At 70.5% G+C, this 17,573-nt stretch carries 10 protein-coding genes; 5 read left to right on the top strand and 5 right to left on the bottom strand.

What is annotated here, in order from left to right:
- Positions 1–6: 6 nt before the first annotated feature.
- The 4 genes from RJQ01_RS03500 to RJQ01_RS03515 all read right to left on the bottom strand — a co-directional run bounded on the left by RJQ01_RS03500 (position 7) and on the right by RJQ01_RS03515 (position 6,397).
- A complete protein-coding gene (locus RJQ01_RS03500; RefSeq protein ID WP_350475327.1) occupies positions 7–1,464 on the bottom strand; it encodes an alpha/beta hydrolase in 1,458 nt (485 codons plus the stop codon).
- A gap of 143 nt (positions 1,465–1,607) precedes the next feature.
- Positions 1,608–3,965 carry an NAD-dependent DNA ligase LigA gene (ligA, locus tag RJQ01_RS03505; protein WP_502885217.1) on the bottom strand — a complete coding sequence of 786 codons (2,358 nt, stop codon included), beginning with the start codon at positions 3,963–3,965 and terminating at the stop codon, positions 1,608–1,610.
- A gap of 44 nt (positions 3,966–4,009) precedes the next feature.
- Positions 4,010–5,170, bottom strand: a complete 1,161-nt coding sequence (mnmA, locus tag RJQ01_RS03510; RefSeq protein ID WP_350475329.1) for a tRNA 2-thiouridine(34) synthase MnmA — start codon at positions 5,168–5,170, stop codon at positions 4,010–4,012.
- Between the two features lie 48 nt (positions 5,171–5,218).
- Positions 5,219–6,397 (bottom strand): cysteine desulfurase family protein, encoded by a 1,179-nt coding sequence (locus RJQ01_RS03515; protein ID WP_350475330.1) that lies wholly within the window; start codon positions 6,395–6,397, stop codon positions 5,219–5,221.
- 19 nt (positions 6,398–6,416) lie between these two features.
- Between RJQ01_RS03515 and glgX the strand changes: the two genes are divergently transcribed.
- The 3 genes from glgX (at position 6,417) to RJQ01_RS03530 (ending at position 10,058) form a co-directional block, all read left to right on the top strand.
- Positions 6,417–8,486, top strand: coding sequence for a glycogen debranching protein GlgX (glgX, locus tag RJQ01_RS03520; RefSeq protein ID WP_350475331.1), 2,070 nt, complete (start codon positions 6,417–6,419; stop codon positions 8,484–8,486).
- Positions 8,487–8,503: 17 nt separating this feature from the next.
- Complete coding sequence (gene ybaK, locus RJQ01_RS03525) at positions 8,504–9,007, top strand: Cys-tRNA(Pro) deacylase (RefSeq protein WP_350475332.1); 504 nt, start codon at positions 8,504–8,506, stop codon at positions 9,005–9,007.
- 202 nt (positions 9,008–9,209) lie between these two features.
- Entirely contained in the window at positions 9,210–10,058 is an 849-nt protein-coding gene (locus RJQ01_RS03530; RefSeq protein ID WP_350475333.1) for a DUF559 domain-containing protein, read from the top strand.
- Positions 10,059–10,200: 142 nt separating this feature from the next.
- On the opposite strand, the gene glgP is transcribed toward RJQ01_RS03530, so the two are convergent.
- Positions 10,201–12,756 (bottom strand): alpha-glucan family phosphorylase, encoded by a 2,556-nt coding sequence (gene glgP, locus RJQ01_RS03535; protein ID WP_350475334.1) that lies wholly within the window; start codon positions 12,754–12,756, stop codon positions 10,201–10,203.
- A 357-nt stretch (positions 12,757–13,113) separates the two neighbouring features.
- Here glgP and RJQ01_RS03540 point away from each other — a divergent pair, with 357 nt between their 5' ends.
- Both RJQ01_RS03540 and glgB read left to right on the top strand, forming a co-directional pair.
- On the top strand, positions 13,114–15,312 hold the full coding sequence (locus RJQ01_RS03540) for a maltotransferase domain-containing protein (RefSeq protein WP_502885220.1): 2,199 nt from the start codon (positions 13,114–13,116) through the stop codon (positions 15,310–15,312).
- The gene (gene glgB / locus RJQ01_RS03545) at positions 15,312–17,570 is read left to right on the top strand and encodes a 1,4-alpha-glucan branching protein GlgB (protein WP_350475335.1); all 2,259 of its coding nucleotides are present in this window, start codon (positions 15,312–15,314) and stop codon (positions 17,568–17,570) included. The genes RJQ01_RS03540 and glgB overlap by 1 nt, the downstream gene beginning before the upstream one ends.
- Positions 17,571–17,573: the final 3 nt, after the last annotated feature.

Consider the following 17,573-nt stretch of genomic DNA (forward strand, 5'->3'; position numbering starts at 1 on the left):
AGCGGCTCAGCGCAGCATGGCGAGGGTGCGGCCCGCGTCGAGCGCCGAGCCGTCCGTCACCAACTCGCCCTTGTCGATCGCGATGAGGGAGAGGTTGCGCATCGACTCGGTGCCCGGCACCCAGTACTCGTTGTGCCCGGCAGAGCCCGCGAGCACCTCGTTCGTGATGACGTCGACCGAGCCGAGAACGCTCATCACTCGAGCGCCGTACGACGGCGCCCCCGGGTCGGAGCCGAAGAACGCGCTGTTCGGAATCGGATCCCACGCCGCCTCGCCGACGAAGACATCGCCGCGCACATTCAGCTCGTCGACGCTCTGCGCGGGCGAACCCGGCGAGCCGACCATCGCGAGCGCGTCGACGGTGGTGTCGTCCGCCAGCGCCAGCAGGGCCGCCGTGGAGCCGTACGAGTGGGTCAGCAGGGAGATGAAGGGCGGGTCATCCGCCCGCAGGGTCTGCAGGCCGTCGATCGCGGCAGCGATCGCATCCCGACCCTTGTAGGCGAGATCCATGCTGCCGACATTCATGAGGCTCGGCGTCTGGTAGCCGATCCACGCGACCGTCGCGACGGTCTCCTCCTCCGTCGCGGCTCCCGCCTCGGCGAGCAGTGCGAGCCACGACGTCTGGTCGTCGTAGAGACGGGCCCCGAACCCGGTCCACCCGACGATGTCGCCCGCGACCGTCACGAGCATGCCGGGGATCATGTAGCTCACGTAGTCGGCCGTCTGGAGGTCGCCGAGCACGACCGCGGCCTTCCCCTGGCCGTGCGTGTCGAGGTTGAGTAGCGAGCGGGGCGGGTTCGCGGTGGCCGGGCCCAGAGCATCCACCACCTCGTAGAGCATCTCGAGACGGTGCAGATTCTGCGTCGCCACGGCACGGCCGATCGCGGCATCGGCCTCGAGCTCCAGCTCGCGAATCGTCGACTTCAGGAGCGCCCGATTCGCCTGATTGCGCACGGCGAACGGCACGCCGTCCAGGTTGCCGACGACCTCGGGGGCCGCCGCCAGGAGCGAGCGCTGCGCGGTGGAATCGAGGCCCGCCCACCAGCTGGTTACCTGGTGCGCCGCAGGAGGCGCGCTCAGGAGCTCGTGAACCGCGTGGGGGTGCGAGGTCACGAAGTCGGCCGCGGCAGCCGGGGGGAGCGCCGAGAGGCCATGCAGAAGCGACGAGCCCGAGAACGTCGCCAACTGCTCGGCCGCGAGGGGAAGCGCGGGAGCGACGACGGTCGGGGCAGACCGCTGAACCAGACTGGTGGGCAGGTCGATCGCCCGCCCGGGGGCGGGGGTCAGGGGGTTGTGCGACGCCGAGCGACTGTCGCTGTCTCCTTCGGGAGAGGAGAACGCGTAGCCGGCGTGGGCGGAGTAGGGTGACGAGGCGGCGCTGGAGACTTCGGGCATGGCGACGGGCCCGCCGACCGTTGCGACAGTCAGCGAGGCTACAAGTACAGCCGTCGCGTCGAACAGCACTGCGATCCCCTCGCGCGCTGCCGAATCCCGTGTCCCCGAGACACGGGTAGACAGCGCGGTTTCATGGTAGGGGAAAAGTGACCCCAATGGGGGGCATAGGCGCAAAAACCTTCACCATTCATATGGTCGTTACATAGCCGCCATCACGCATCCGACCCGGAAACACGCGCGTCGAGCGCCTCCGGCCCCTCGGTGACGAGCACCGCGAACTGCGCCGCATCGATGATGCGCAGCCCCAGCTGCTCGGCCTTGGCGAGCTTCGAGCCCGCGCCGGGGCCCGCCGCCACGAAGTCGGTCTTCTTGCTGACGCTGCTCGCCGCCTTGCCGCCGGCGGCGATGATCGCTTCCTGCGCCCCCTCGCGCGTGAAGCCGTCGAGGGTGCCGGTCGCCACGACCGTCAGACCGGCGAGCACCCCCCCGGCGGCTGCCGCGGCTCCCGGGCCGGGGTGGCCCGGTGTCGACCACCGAACGCCCGACGCAGCCCACTGCTCGACGATCTCGACGTGCCAGTCGACGGCGAACCAGTCCAGCAGGGCTTCAGCGATCGTGGGCCCCACGCCGTCGACCGCCGCGAGCTCCTCCGCCGTCGCCGCCCTGATTGCGTCGAGAGAGCCGAAGTGGTCGGCGAGAGCCCGAGCGGCGACCGGGCCGACGTGCCGGATCGACAGGGCCACGAGCATCCGCCACAGCGGCTTCGTCTTCGCCTTCTCCACCTCGTCGAGCAGCTGCAGGGCGAGCGCGCTCGGCAGCGTCACCGGCACTTTGCGGATGCCCCGCGCGCGCCGCTCGGCCGCGTCGAGCCTCTCCGCCTCGGGCGGATACCGCTGCTCGGTGCGCTGGAACGGCGTGCGCCGTCGCGCCTCGCCGTCCTCATCGAGCTTCGGCAGACCCGTCTCGCTGTCGGTGACGATGACCTCGATCGGCAGCAGGTGCTTGAGCGTGAGGGCGAACAGCCCTGCCTCCGTCTCGAGAGGCGGCGTCGCCGGCACCTCCGGCTGGGTGAGCGCCGCCGCACCGATCTCGCCGAGCCCCTCGATGTCGAGCGCTCCGCGGCTGCCGATGTGCTCCACCCGACCCCGCACCTGGGCAGGGCAGCTGCGCGCGTTCGGGCAGCGCAGGTCGACATCGCCCTCCTTCGCCGGCCGCAGCTCGGTACCGCACTCGGGGCAGCGGGTCGGCATGACGAACTCGCGCTCGCTGCCGTCGCGCAGCTCGACGACCGGCCCCAGCACCTCGGGAATCACGTCGCCCGCCTTGCGCAGCACGACCGTGTCGCCGATGAGCACGCCCTTCGCCTTCACGACGTCCTGGTTGTGCAGCGTCGCCTGGCGCACCTCGCTGCCGGCCACCCGCACCTTCTGCATGACCGCGAACGGCGTCGCCCGGCCCGTGCGGCCGACGCTCACGACGATGTCGAGCAAGGTGGTGTTGACCTGCTCGGGTGGGTACTTGTAGGCGATCGCCCAGCGCGGGGCGCGGCTCGTCGCGCCGAGCTCGTCGTGCAGGGCGAGTTCGTCGACCTTGACGACGACGCCGTCGATCTCGTGCTCCACGCTGTTGCGGTGCTCGCCATAGTGGGTGATGAACTCGGCCGCGCTCTCTGCCGAGTCGCGCACGCGGTAGTGGTCGCTCGTCGGCAGCCCCCAACTCGACAGCAGACCGTAGATCTCGCTCTGCGCCGCCACGGGAGGGCTCTGCCAGGCGCCGATGCCGTGCACGAGCATCCGCAATCGACTCAGGCGATCGTGCATGCGCGCGAGCTGGACCGCGCTCTTGCCCTCCGCCTTCTGCCGCAGCGAGCCGCTGGCCGCGTTGCGGGGGTTCGCGAACTCGCGCTCGCCCGCCTCGCGTTGCAGGCCGTTCAGCGCGTCGAATGCCTCCTTCGGAATGAACACCTCGCCGCGCACCTCCACGAGGTCGGGCACGACGGCAGCGCCGCCGGGCTGGCCCTCCCCACCGACGAGGCGGTGCGGGATGACCGTCACGAGCCGCGCGTTCTCGGTCACGTCCTCCCCCACGACCCCGTCGCCGCGCGTCGCCGCGCTGACGAGCACGCCGCGCTCGTAGCGCAGGTTGAGCGCCAGCCCGTCGATCTTGAGCTCGCACAGCCAGCGGATCGGCCGATTCGCGTCGCGCTCGACACGCGCCGCCCACGCCGCGAACTCCTCGGCCGTGAACACGTTGTCGAGGCTCAGCATGCGCTCGGCGTGCGTCACGGGCGCGAACAGCGTCGATTCTGCGCGGCCGCCCACGGTCTGCGTAGGGCTGTCCTGACTCTGCAGTTCGGGAAACTCGCGTTCGATCTCCGCCAGCCGCTGCAGCTTCGCGTCGTAGGAGGCGTCGTCCTCGATCACGGTGTCGCGGCCGTAGTAGGCGTCGCGCAGCTCGAGAATGCGGGTGGTGAGCGCCCCGACCTCGGCGCGAGCCTCGTCGCGACTCAGCCCGCCCACGGGAGGCGCGGCGGTCGTCGTGCCGGTGTCGTCGGAAGCGCTGTCAGCCACGCGTTCAGTCTACGAGCGCGCTCTGACGTCGCCCTCGGACGAGGTCAGGATGCGGTTGCCGTCACCGCACTGACGGTGCGGTCGATCGTGCACTGGCCGAGCACGCGCGTGCCGACGTAGATCACGGCGGTCTGGCCGGGGGCAACACCGTCGAGCGGCTCGTCGACGGTCACGCCGAGCTCAAGCACCGCCTCGTCGTTCTCCGCGACGCGGGCGCGCGCCGGCACCGGGTCGGCGTGCGCGCGAACCTGTACCTCGCACGCAAACTCGGCCACGGCATCCGGTGCGCTCGCATCGGCGACAGCGATGCCGGATGCGACCGGGTCGAGCCCCGCCCAGGTGAACCGCGCCCCGGCGAGCTCGCGCACCGCGAGCGCCTCACGCGGGCCGACGACGACCTCGTTCGAGCGCGGCCGCACCTCGAGCACGAAGCGCGGGCGCCCGTCGGGAGCGGGCACGCCCAGGTTGAGACCGCGGCGCTGCCCGACCGTGAAGCTCGTCGCGCCCTCGTGAGCGCCGACCTGCGTGCCCTCCCGGTCGACGATCGCACCCGCAGCGGGCGGGATACGGTCGGCGAGCCAGCCGCGCGTGTCGCCATCGGGGATGAAGCAGATGTCGTGACTGTCGGGCTTCTGCGCGACCGTCAGCCCGCGCTCGGAGGCCTCGGCGCGCACAACCGCCTTCGACGGCGTCGTGCCGAGCGGGAACATCGCGTGCGCCAGCTGCTCGCTCGTCAGCACGCCGAGCACGTACGACTGGTCTTTGGCCTCGTCGCTCGCACGGTGCAACTCGCGGTGGCCCGCCTCGTCGGTGACGATGTGCGCGTAGTGCCCGGTCGCGACCGCGTCGAAGCCGAGCGCGAGCGCCTTCTCGAGCACTGCCGCGAACTTGATGCGCTCGTTGCAGCGCATGCACGGGTTCGGTGTGCGGCCCGCTGCGTACTCGGCGATGAAGTCGTCGATGACGTCGTCGCGGAACCGCTCGCTGAAATCCCACACGTAGAAGGGGATGCCCAGTCTCTCCGCCGCGCGCCGGGCATCCAGCGAGTCCTCGATCGTGCAGCAGCCGCGCGCGCCCGAGCGCAGCGTGCCCGGCATGCGGCTCAGCGCGAGGTGCACGCCGACGACGTCGTGGCCGGCGTCGACCGCGCGCGCGGCGGCGACGGCGCTGTCGACGCCGCCGCTCATCGCCGCGAGAACCTTCACCCCTCCAGGGTACGCGCGGCGGGCGAGCGCGGCGTCCGGGCGGCGGGACTAGCGGCCGAGGCGCGGCTGCCGCGCGGCGAGCCCCGCGGCGAGGGCCTGCTGCACGGCAGCGGGCAGGGCATCCAGGAATGCGTCGATCTCGGCGGTCGTCGTCGTCGGCCCGATCGACACGCGCAGCGAGCCCCGCGCCTCCGCCGCGGGCACCCCCATCGCGAGCAGCACGTGCGACGGCTCGGGCACCCCCGCCTGGCACGCCGAACCGGTCGACACAGCGAACCCCGCCTGGTCGAGCAGGAACAGCAGCGAATCACCCTCCGCACCCGGCACGCGCAGGTGCAGCGTGCCCGGCAGAGAATCGGCCAGATCGGTCGAGAGAAGCGCCTCCGGTACACGATCCCGGATGCCCTGCGCCAGCCGGTCGCGCAACCCCCGCTTGTGCGCCGCCCGGTCGTCGAGCTCGGCGTGCGCCGCCTCGGCGGCGTGCGCGAAGGCGGCCGCGCCCGCGGCGTCCATCGTGCCGGACCGCCCGCGCTGCTGGCCGCCGCCGTGCAGCAGCGGCTCCACCTCGGTGCCGCGGCGCAGCACGAGCGCACCGACGCCGACCGGCCCGCCGACCTTGTGGGCGGAGATCGACACGGCATTCACCCCCGCCGGCAGGGGCGCGAGCGGTACCTGCCCGTACGCGGCGATCGCGTCGACGTGCACGGGCACGCCGGCGGCCGCGGCGAGCGCCGCCGCCTCCGCGACCGGCTGCAGCGTGCCGACCTCGTTGTTGGCCCACAGCATCGTGAGCAGCGCGGCGGGCCCGGCCGCGAGGGCCGCCTCGAGCGCGTCGAGGCGCAGCCTGCCCCGCTCGTCGACGGGCAGCCAGTCAACGGACGCCCCCTCGTGGTCGACGAGCCACTGCACCGCATCGAGGGTCGCGTGGTGCTCGGCCGTCGGAGCGAGGATGCGCGAGCCGGCGCCCTGCGCGCGGCGCGACCAGAGCATCCCCTTGACCGCCAGATTGACCGCCTCGGTGCCGCCGCCCGTGACCGTCACCTCGATCGGGTCGACGCCGAGCGTAGCCGCGAGGCGGGCGCGCGACTCGTCGAGCAGGGCGCGCGCCGACTGGCCAGAGGAGTGGATCGACGACGGGTTGCCCACCACCTGGAGCGCCTCGACGTACCGCTCGCGCACGGCGCGCGGCATCGGCGAGGTCGCCGCGTGGTCCAGGTAGATCGTCATCGCCTTTACCCTAAGACTCATGCCCTCCGCCCCCGCCTTCGCGCGCCTCGGCGTGCACCAGACATCGAGAGGCGGCGAGCTTCGCGTGTGGAGCGAACACGCGTCGCGCATGCGGCTCGTGCTGTTCGACCCGGAGGATCTCGACCGGGTGACGGGCGAACACGAGATGCACCGCATGAAGAAAGACGGGGGCACGTGGCACGCCGCCGCGCGCGAACTCGCCCCCGGCGCCGCATACGCGCTGCGCGTCGACGGCCCTCGGGACGCCGAGCGGGGCACGGGGCACGCCTTCGACCCCGAGCGGCTGCTGCTCGACCCCTACGCGCGCGGCGTGCAGCGCAGCCCGCGCGGCGAGTGGCGCGCCCGCGTGCTCGGGGACGCGTTCGACTGGGGCGGAGTGCGCAAGCCGCGCATCCCGAACGATCAGCGGGTCATCTACGAAGCGCACGTCAAGGGGCTCACGAAGCTCGCGCCCGAACTGCCCGACGAGCTGCGCGGCACGTATGCCGGGCTCGCCCATCCGGCGACGATCGACTATCTGAAGAGCCTCGGTGTGACGACGGTCGAGCTGCTGCCGATCCACCAGTTCATCAGCGAGCAGCGGCTGCACGCGCTCGGCCTCAGCAACTACTGGGGCTACAACACGCTGAACTTCTTCGCCCCGCACGCCGCCTACGCCACCCGGCGCGCTCAGCAGGCGGGCCCGGAAGCCGTGCTGCGCGAGGTGAAGGGCATGGTGCGGCTGCTGCACGAAGCGGGTCTGGAGGTCATGCTCGACGTCGTCTACAACCACACCGCCGAGGAGGGTATGGACGGCCCCACGTCGAGCTTCCGCGGCATCGACAACGCCAGCTACTACCGGCACACGGCCGACGGCGAGTACCTGGATGTGACCGGGTGCGGCAACACCCTCGACGCCTCGCGGCCCGTCGTGCAGCGGCTCATCCTCGACTCGCTGCGCTACTGGGCGCGCGAGGTGCAGATCGACGGGTTCCGCTTCGACCTCATGGCCACGCTCGGGCGCGACAGCAAGGCGCACTTCGACCCCGAGCATCCCCTCTTGCGGGCGATTCTCGACGACCCCTCACTGCAGGACGCGACGATGGTCGCCGAGCCATGGGATGTCGGGATGGGCGGCTGGCAGGTCGGCAACTTCCCGCACGGGTACAGCGAGTGGAACGACGGCTACCGCGATCGCGCGCGGCACTTCTGGCTCACCGACATCGCCTCCGCCCGCGAGCACGGTCACGCGCCGGAAGGCATCGGGTCGCTCGCGCGGCGTATCACCGGCAGCGCCCACGTGTTCGCCGCCGAGCGCGGCCCGCTCGCGAGCGTCAACTTCGTCACCGCCCACGACGGGTTCACCCTCGCCGACCTCGTCAGCCACGACCACAAGCACAACGTGGCCAACGGCGAAGACAACCGGGACGGCAGCGACCACAACCGCTCCTACAACTTCGGAGTGGAAGGGCCCACCGACGACCCTGCCATCACCGGCGAACGGCGCAAGGCCATGCGCAACCTGCTCGGCACACTGCTGCTCAGCGCCGGCACGCCCATGATCACCGCGGGCGATGAGGTGGGCCGCACCCAGCGCGGCAACAACAACGCCTACTGCCACGACAGCGAGCTCACCTGGCTGGACTGGGCGCACGAGGGCTGGCAGCAGGACCTGCTGAGGGTCGCCTCCCGCCTGACGCAGCTGCGGCGCGAGAACCCCGCCTTGCGGCCCAGCCAGTACGGGCGCTGGGGAGAGACCGTGCCTAACGCGACCCAGATGGACTGGTACAACAAGGAGGGCGCCTCCATGACGATGGAGGACTGGGATTCACCCTCCGAGCGCACGCTGCAGTACCTCGCGGCCTCCACCCCAGAGCGCGAGGAGTTCAACCGCATCCTGCTGATCCTCCACGGCCTGGAGGAGCCGGTGCGGGTGACCCTGCCGGAGCACGAGGGTGTCACCGGCTACACCCTGCTGTGGGACAGCCTGCACGACGACATCTCCGACCTTGAGGCCGAGCACTCGCCCGGCTCCGCACTCGAGGTGGGCCCGACGTCGATGCTGCTGTTCCGGGCCCACGGCGACTAGCGGCGCGCGGGCAGCGGATGGCGAAGAAGAGGCGCGCGGGTTCGCAGGCCGGGCCGGGTACTCCCGCGACGGTCGCGCTCACAGCAGCGGGCATTCCGTACCTCGCGCACGCCTACACGCATGATCCGAGCGTCACGAACTACGGCCTCGAAGCGGCCGGCGCCCTCGGGGTCGACCCCGATCGGGTCTTCAAGACGCTCCTCGCCCTCGCGGACGGCCGCGTGGTCGTCGGCATCGTCCCGGTGTCGCGGATGCTCGATCTCGGGCTGCTCGCCGCCGCCTCCGGTGCGAAGCGCGCGGTGATGGCCGAGCCCGCGCTCGCCGAGCGCAAGACCGGGTACGTCGTGGGCGGCATCTCGCCGCTCGGGCAGCGCACAGCCTGCCCGACCTTCCTCGACGACTCGGCCGCCGCGTGGGCGACGATCTTCGTCTCCGGCGGTCGGCGCGGCGTCGACCTCGAGCTCGCACCGCACGACCTGGTGCGCGTCACCGGCGGCCAGCTCGCGCCCCTCGCCCGCTGAACCCGGGCAGGCCCGCCCCGCCGGCTCGACCAAACGACGGACTTCGCCGGGCTCGCGGCCTCCCACCCCGAGGAAACCAGCATCAACCGCCACGATTTCCGTCGTTTGGTCGAGCGCTCGTTCACAACGAGAGCCGGCTGCGGAGCGTCCCCAGTTCCGGCGACGACACCCCGACAGCCACACATGCCTGCACTCTCGGCGGATGCGCATCCCTTACATCGAGCCAGGAGACATCTCTCCCGCCTACGAGCTGCTCGCACAGGGAATGAGTCGTGCGAGCCTGCGTCGGGCGGTCGCTGCGGGTGACCTCTGGCGGGTACGCCAGGGCTGGTACAGCCTCCCGGGCCTACATCCCGACCTGCTCGCCGCAGGACGGGTCGGTGGAACAGTCTCCTGCGATCGGGCGCTCGGACTCCACCGGGTGTGGATGCGGGAAGGCTCGTCACTGCACGTGCGCGTGTGCCGTCACGCCCGTGCCCTCAGGACGCCGAATGACAGCCGCATCACGCTGGACCTGTCTGAGCCTCGCTCTACTCGGCACGCGACCATTCACTGGACTGCGCAGACCCCGCAACCCCGCACCCTCCTCACGCCGCTTTCGGAGGCTCTCTCCGACCTGCGGCAGTGCGGCCCTGCCGAGCTCTACCTGGTCGCCCTCGAGTGCGCGATGTATTCCCGACCGCACTCCCGGGCAGCGCTGCGCAGGTCCGGGCATCCTGTCGATGCGGCGGGAGTCGACGGAATCTGCGAGAGCGGAACGGAGGCGCTCCTGTGGCTTCGGCTGCGGTCGCGGCTTCCGTTGAGGCGTCAAGTGCAGATTCCGGGCATCGGTCGGGTCGACTTCGTGGTCGGCGACCGCCTCATCATCGAGGTCGATAGCCGGGCCCACCACGAGCGGACGCCGGACTACGAGCGAGATCGTCGGCGTGACGCGGCGGCGAGCACGCACGGCTACCGCGTGTTGCGGTTCACCTACCGTCAGGTGTTCGACGATTGGCGTTCGGTCGAGGAGGCGATCATGGCCGCCTACCTCCGCGGCGACCACCTCTGAGACGGAGTGCAGTGACCCCCATCGCGCTCTGCTCGACCAAACGACGGAGATCTGCCGGCCTTGAGCGCGCAGAACGGGCACGCCGGGGGTCCGTGACCACATTCTCCGTCGTTTGGTCGAGCAACAGGGCAGGGATGCTCGGCTAGTGCTCGGCGACGGCGACGAGGCCGAGCTCTGCCGGGTGGGCGAGCAGCTCATGGCACGGCGTCACGCGCACGGTGTAGCCGAACGAGCCGGAGTGCGCGAGCGGCACCGTGCCCGTGAACGTCGCGGCCTGACCGAGCTCGTGCGCCTCGAGCGTGAGCGGCATGTGATGCACGTCGGCGAGCTCGTCGCCGTCGCGCGCCCGCCCGAACACCACGTCGACGAGCACGTCGTCGGCGCTCAGGCCGGCGAGTTCGACGTGCGCCCGCACGGTGAGCTCGTCGCCGACCTGCGGCGACTGCACGCCGCCCGACTCGACGTGGGCGACGGCGACGCGGGGCCACTCGGTCGCCACGTGCGCCTTCCACTGTGCCAGGTCGCGCGCGGGCGCGTAGGAGCCGGCGGTGATCGCTCGGCGCGCGCGGGCCGCGGGAACGTACAGACGCTCCACGTACTCGCTCACCATGCGATCGGCCGAGAGCTCGGGCGAGAGCGTGGCGAGCGTGTGACGGATGTTGCGCAACCAGCGGCGCGGCAGGCCCTCGTCGTCCCGGTCGTAGAACCGTGGAGCGATCTGATGCTCGATGAGGTCGTACATCGCCTCGGCCTCGAGCGCGTCGCGCTCGGCGCTGTCGCCGGCGGCGTCGGCGCTGGGGATCGCCCAGCCGTTCTCGCCGTCGTAGTACTCGTTCCACCAGCCGTCGAGGATCGACAGGTTGAGCGACCCGTTGAGGGCCGCCTTCATGCCGGAGGTTCCGCAGGCTTCGAACGGTCGCAGCGGGTTGTTCAGCCAGATGTCGGTGCCCGGGTAGAGCAGACGCGCCATGCCGATGTCGTAGTTGGGCAGGAAGACGATGCGATCGCGCACGTCCATCTCGCTCGCGAACTGCACGAGCTTCTGGATGAGCGCCTTGCCGCTGTCATCGGCGGGGTGCGATTTGCCCGCGATGACGAGCTGCACGGGCCGGGCAGGGTCGGTCAGCAGGGCCCGCAGACGCTCCTGGTCGTGCAGCATGAGCGTGAGGCGCTTGTAGGTGGGGACGCGACGCGCGAAGCCGATGGTGAGCACGTCGGGGTCGAGCACGCGCGTCATCCACTGGGGCGCGGCCATGCCGGGGTTCTCCTCGACCCACGCCGCGGCGACGCGCTCGCGCGCGTCCGTGACGAGCTGCTCGCGCATGGCACGCCGCACCGACCACAGCTGGGCGTCGGAGACCGCGTCGGAGCTCCAGTCGCAGCGCGTCGTGTCGTAGGTACCGAGGCAGTCGTTCGCGAGGGTGACCATGAGCGGGTCGGTCCAGGTCGGGGCGTGCACGCCGTTGGTGACGGAGGTGATCGGCACGTCCGCGGCGTCGAATCCGGGCCAGAGCTCGCCGAACATGCCGCGCGAGACCTCGCCGTGCAGCTGGGAGACGCCGTTGGCGCGCTGCGCGAGCCGCAGCCCCATCACCGCCATGTTGTGCACGCCGCGGTCGCCACCCGGGTAGTCCTCCCGGCCGAGCGCGACGACGTCTCGTGCGTCCACGCCGGGCAGCAGCTCGGCCTGGAAGTATCGTTCGACGAGGGATGCGTCGAAGCGGTCGATGCCGGCGGGTACCGGCGTGTGGGTGGTGAAGAGCGTTCCCGCCCGCACGACCTGCAGGGCCTCGGAGAAGGTGAGGCCTTCGGCGATGAGGTCGCTGATGCGCTCGAGGCCGAGGAACCCGGCGTGGCCTTCGTTGGTGTGGAACACCTCGGGTGCGGGCGTGCCCGTGACGCGAACATGGGCCTTGATGGCCCGAACGCCGCCGATGCCGAGGAGGAGCTCCTGCAGAAGGCGGTGCTCTCCTCCCCCGCCGTACAGGCGGTCGGTGACGCCGCGCAGCTCGTCGTCGTTCTCTGCGATGTCGGTGTCGAGCAGCAGCAGCACGACACGGCCGACGTGCATCTGCCACACGCGGGCGTGCAGCTGCCGCCCGCCGGGTAGGGGCAGGGTCACGATCACGGGAGCACCGTCGGTCTCCCGCAGCACCTGCATGGGCAGGCCGTCGGGGTCGAGGAGCGGATAGGTCTCTTTCTGCCAGCCGTCACGATCGATGGCCTGACGGAAGTAGCCGGCGCGGTAGAACAGGCCGACGCCGAGCAGCGGTAGCCCGAGGTCGCTAGCACTCTTGAGGTGGTCACCGGCGAGGATGCCGAGGCCGCCGGAGTACTGGGGAATCGCCGACGCGATGCCGAACTCGGGCGAGAAGTAGGCGATGCGCTCGGGGGCGTCGTCGAGCGACTGGTACCAGCGCGGCTGCTCCAGGTAGGCGGTGAGGTCGGCGCGCATGGCCTCGGCGTCAGCGATGAACTGCTTGTCGCCGGCGAGCTCGTCGAGTCGCGCGGCGTCGACGGCACCGAGCAGGGCGATCGGGTCGTGGTCGAGCTCGTCCCACAGCACGGGATCGATGCGCGAGAAGAGTTGCCTGGTCGGCTCGTGCCACGACCAGCGCAGGTTCGCGGCGAGTGCCGCGACAGCGTCGAGCGCTTCGGGCAGGACAGTGCGGACGGTGAAACGGCGGATCGCCTTCACAGCATCTCCTCAGGGGCCAGGGTTCGGACGGCGTTGCGAGCGAACGGATGGAGGCAGTGCGCCGAGACCACCACGAGGTGATGGCCGGGACGCGCGTGCCCCAACTCGCCACTCTAGGCGAGGTCGGCCCGTCTCGGGAACCGGTTCCAGAATCCGTCGCGCCCGGCGGGATGCCGGTCGTGCATCGTGGACGGTGCTCGCTTAACGACGAACAGGACCGGCCTCGCCGGGGGATGCGAGTCTCGGTCCTGTCTCATGAGTCCGTTCGGGTCGGTCTCATCGTCGTGCTGATGTTCGAGAGCCAAGCTGTCGCGTTCGGGTCGCGCGACAGTGCTGGTTCCATCCATGACGATACGCATGCATGGGTTCGAGCCCAAGACTCTGACAAGGATTCGCGTACCCTACCCGGGGTACATTTTGTCCTCTTTTTGCCCGACACAACGCTCCCGAGGGCGCATCGGCACCTCCAAGCCCCCTGGACGCCCCCGCGACTCCCGCGCGCTCATCGCCGCGGCGGAGTACGGTCGAGGCGTGGCTGATATCGAACCGACCCCGTTCACCCCGCGCATCGGGCGCATCCCGATCCGCCACCTGAGCCCTGTTCAGCCGGAGGATCGATGGCCGAGCAAGGCCTTCCTCGGCGAAGTCGTCCCCTTCGCCGCGACGGTGTTCCGCGAAGGGCACGACCTGCTCGGCGCCGATCTGCTGCTGCGCGCGCCGGACGGCTCGCAGAGCGTGCATCCGCTCGAGATGGGCGCCCCCGGCACTGATCGCTGGCAGACCGAGGTTCTCCTGGACCAGCTGGGGCTCTACACCTGGCGCGTGCAGGCGTACACCGACGATTGGGCGACGTGGCTGCACGCCGCGACGGTCAAGATCGAGGCGGGGGTCGACGTCGAGGTCATGCTCATGGGCGGCGGCGAACTGCTGGAGCGGGCGGCCGAGCTTGCCGGAGCCGGCACCGCTGCCGGTGCGATGTTCTCCGATGCTCGCGCCGCCATGATGAACGCCGCGCTCTCCCCAGCGGCCCGCCTCGCTGTCGCCACGGATGCCCGGCTCGTGGCCGCACTGCAGCAGCACCGTCTCACCAGCCTCGAGACGGTGTCGGCACCGCACACCCTGCGCGTCGAGCGCACGCGCGCCGGCGTGGGCAACTGGTACGAGTTCTTCCCGCGCTCCGAAGGGGCGAAGCGCCTCAAGGACGGCCCCTGGCAGTCGGGCACCTTCGCGACGGCCGCCCGCAGGCTGCCCGCCGTGGCCCAGATGGGCTTCGACGTGCTCTACCTGCCGCCCATCCATCCGATCGGCCGACTCAACCGCAAGGGCCCCAACAACACGCTCGATGCCGGGCCGAACGACCCCGGCAGCCCCTGGGCGATCGGCGCGAAGGAGGGCGGGCACGACGCGATCCATCCGGACCTCGGCACGGTGGACGACTTCCAGGCCTTCCTCGCGAGCGCGGCCAAGAACGGCCTCGAGGTAGCCCTCGACCTCGCCCTCCAGTGCGCTCCCGACCACCCCTGGGTCGCCGAGCACCCCGAGTGGTTTACGACGCTGCCCGACGGCTCCATCCGGTACGCAGAGAACCCGCCAAAGAAGTACCAGGACATCTATCCGCTCAACTTCGACAACGACCCCGAAGGGCTGAGCACCGAGATCCTGCGCATCGTGCGCTACTGGATCGAGTTGGGCGTGCGCATCTTCCGCGTCGACAACCCGCACACCAAGCCGCTCGCGTTCTGGGAGTGGCTCCTGCACGAGATCAACACCGAGCATCCGGACGTCGTCTTCTTCGCCGAGGCGTTCACGCGCCCAGCGATGATGCAGTCGCTCGCCGCGGTCGGCTTCCAGCAGTCCTACACGTACTTCACGTGGCGCAACACGAAGCGGGAGCTCGAGGAGTACCTCACGGAGGTGTCGCAGGAGACGAGCGCGTACTTCCGCCCGAACTTCTTCGTCAACACACCGGACATCCTCACCGAGTACCTGCAGTTCGGCGGCGTACCCGCCTACAAGATCCGGGCCGCTCTCGCAGCCACCGCAAGCCCCTCGTGGGGCGTCTACGCGGGCTACGAGCTCATCGAGAATGTCGCGCGGCCGGGCAGCGAGGAGAACATCGACAACGAGAAGTACGAGTACAAGCAGCGCGACTGGTCGAGCCCGGAGACCCAGAAGAAGTCGATCGCTCCCTTCCTGACCCAGCTGAACACGATCCGGGCCCAGCACCCTGCCCTGCGCCAGCTGCGCAATCTGCGCATCCACCGCACGCGCGACGAGGCGATGCTCTGCTACTCCAAAGTGCTTCCCGGCCGGTTCGTGCGCTCCGGCCGCACCGACGGCATCATCGTCGTCGCGAACGTCGACCCGCACTCGGCCCGCGAGACGACCGTCTCGCTCGACCTGAACGCACTCGGCCTCGAACCGGGCTCGACTTTCGAGGTCACCGATCTGCTGTCGGGCGAGCGGTACACCTGGGGCACGGAAAACTACGTCAGACTCGACGCTTTCGTGCACCCCGTCCACATCCTCCGCATCGAGTACCCGAAGGGGGTCTGATGGCCGCCGACAAGCGCCCAGCGCAGAAGCCAGCCCAGAAGCCCGCATCCCAGGACACCGCGACGACCGCAGCGACCGACGCAGCGAAGGCTGCGCCGTCGGCGGTGCTTCCCGCCCTGCACGACGACCACCGGCGCGCCCTCGTCGAGGGAAGGCACCCGCGCCCGCACGATGCCCTCGGGCCGCATGCCGTCGACGGCGGGTGGGTCGTGCGGGTCGTGCGCCCGCTCGCGGCGAGCGTGACGGTGGCACGAGCCGACGGCTCTCGCGTGCAGCTCGAGCACGTGGCAGACGGCCTGTGGCACGGTTTCCTGCCGGGCGAGGGCCAGGCGTACACGGTGGAGACGACCTACGACGGCGGGCCGGACTGGCACACCGATGATGCCTACCGCTTCGTGCCCTCGGTCGGCGACGTCGACCTCCACCTGTGGGGCGAGGGTCGGCACGAGCAGCTCTGGCACGTGCTGGGGGCCCACCACCGCCCGCACGAGGGCGTCGACGGCGTGAGCTTCGCCGTGTGGGCGCCGCACGCCCAGGCCGCCCGCGTGATCGGCGACTTCAACAGCTGGAACGGGGTCGGGCACGCGATGCGCCGCCTCGACGACAACGGTGTGTGGGAGCTCTTCGTTCCCGGCCTGGGTTCGGGCTCCACCTACAAGTTCGAGCTGCTGAGCGAGAGCGGCACGTGGCTCACGCGCGCCGACCCCATGGCCCGCTACACCGAGACCCCGCCCGCGACCGCATCGGTCGTCGGCGACAGCCACTACACCTGGAACGACGGCGACTGGATGGCGCGGCGCGCCGCGCACGACCCGCACGGCCAGGCGATGAGCGTCTACGAGATGCACCTCGGCTCGTGGCGCCCCGGCCTCGGCTACCGTGAGCTCGCCGACCCGCTCATCGACTACATCACCGAGCTCGGGTTCACCCACGTCGAGTTCATGCCGCTCTCCGAGCACCCCTACGGGCCCAGCTGGGGCTACCAGGTCACGGGCTACTACGCGCCCACGGCGCGATTCGGGCATCCGGACGACCTGCGCTACCTCATCGACCGGCTCCACCAGGCCGGCATCGGCGTCATCATGGACTGGGTGCCCGCGCACTTCCCCAAAGACGAGTGGGCGCTCGGCCGTTTCGATGGGAAGGCCCTCTACGAGCATCCGGACCCTCGACGCGGCGAGCAGCCAGACTGGGGCACCTACGTCTTCGACCTCGGCCGCAGCCAGGTGCGCAACTTCCTCGTCGCGAACGCCCTGTACTGGCTCGAGGAGTTCCACATCGACGGGCTGCGCGTCGACGCCGTCGCGAGCATGCTCTACCTGGACTACTCGCGGTCGGAAGGCCAGTGGCTGCCCAACGTTCACGGCGGGCGGGAAAACCTCGAGGCGATCGCGTTCCTGCAGGAGACCACGGCGACCGCGTACAAGCGCGTGCCCGGCATCGTCATGATCGCCGAAGAATCGACCTCCTGGCCAGGCGTGACGCGCGCCACCTCCGAGGGTGGGCTCGGCTTCGGCATGAAGTGGAACATGGGGTGGATGCACGACACCCTCAGCTACTTCCAGCGCGACCCCATGTGGCGCTCACACCACCACGGCGAGATCACCTTCAGCTTCCTCTACGCCTTCAGCGAGAACTTCATGCTGCCCATCAGCCACGACGAGGTTGTGCACGGCAAGGGCTCACTGCTGGGCAAGATGCCGGGTGACCAATGGCAGAAGCTCGCCAATATGCGCGCCTACCTCGCGTTCATGTGGGCCCACCCCGGCAAGCAGCTGCTCTTCATGGGTCAGGAGTTCGGGCAGCCGAGCGAGTGGAGCGAGCAGCGCGGCCTCGACTGGTGGATACTCGACCAGCCCGTGCACCAGGGTCTGCACCGGCTCGTCGCCCAGCTCAACCGCGTCTACCGCGACACCCCGGCGCTGTGGGAGCTCGACAACTCACCGGCCGGCTTCGAGTGGCTCGAGGGCGGCGACGCGGGCAACAACGTCATCGCCTTCGAACGTCGAGCGTCGAACGGCGCGCCCGTGGTGGGAGTCTTCAACTTCAGCGGCAACCCGGTGGGGCCTTACCGCCTGCCGCTGCCGCACGCGGGCGTCTGGCGCGAAGTCGTCAACACCGATGCCGCAGAGTTCGGCGGCTCCGGTGTCGGCAACTTCGGGCAGGTCACGGCCCAAGATTCCGCGTACGGCGGCCGCCCTGCCTCCGTGGAGCTCACCCTGCCGCCGCTGGCCGGGCTCTACTTGAGCCCCGCCTGAGCG

Origin of the sequence: Microcella sp. (assembly GCF_040286215.1) — a bacterium.
Lineage (GTDB): Bacteria > Actinomycetota > Actinomycetes > Actinomycetales > Microbacteriaceae > Microcella.

What these genes read in the sequence shown, in the direction of transcription:
- RJQ01_RS03515 (WP_350475330.1), bottom strand. Translation starts at nt 6,397, where the DNA reads ATGACGATCTACCTGGACCACGCGGCGACCTCGCCGATGCCGCGCGCC.
- glgB (WP_350475335.1), top strand. Translation starts at nt 15,312, where the DNA reads ATGGCCGCCGACAAGCGCCCAGCGCAGAAGCCAGCCCAGAAGCCCGCA.
- RJQ01_RS03530 (WP_350475333.1), top strand. Translation starts at nt 9,210, where the DNA reads ATGCGCATCCCTTACATCGAGCCAGGAGACATCTCTCCCGCCTACGAG.
- RJQ01_RS03540 (WP_502885220.1), top strand. Translation starts at nt 13,114, where the DNA reads ATGCATGGGTTCGAGCCCAAGACTCTGACAAGGATTCGCGTACCCTAC.
- ybaK (WP_350475332.1), top strand. Translation starts at nt 8,504, where the DNA reads ATGGCGAAGAAGAGGCGCGCGGGTTCGCAGGCCGGGCCGGGTACTCCC.
- glgX (WP_350475331.1), top strand. Translation starts at nt 6,417, where the DNA reads ATGCCCTCCGCCCCCGCCTTCGCGCGCCTCGGCGTGCACCAGACATCG.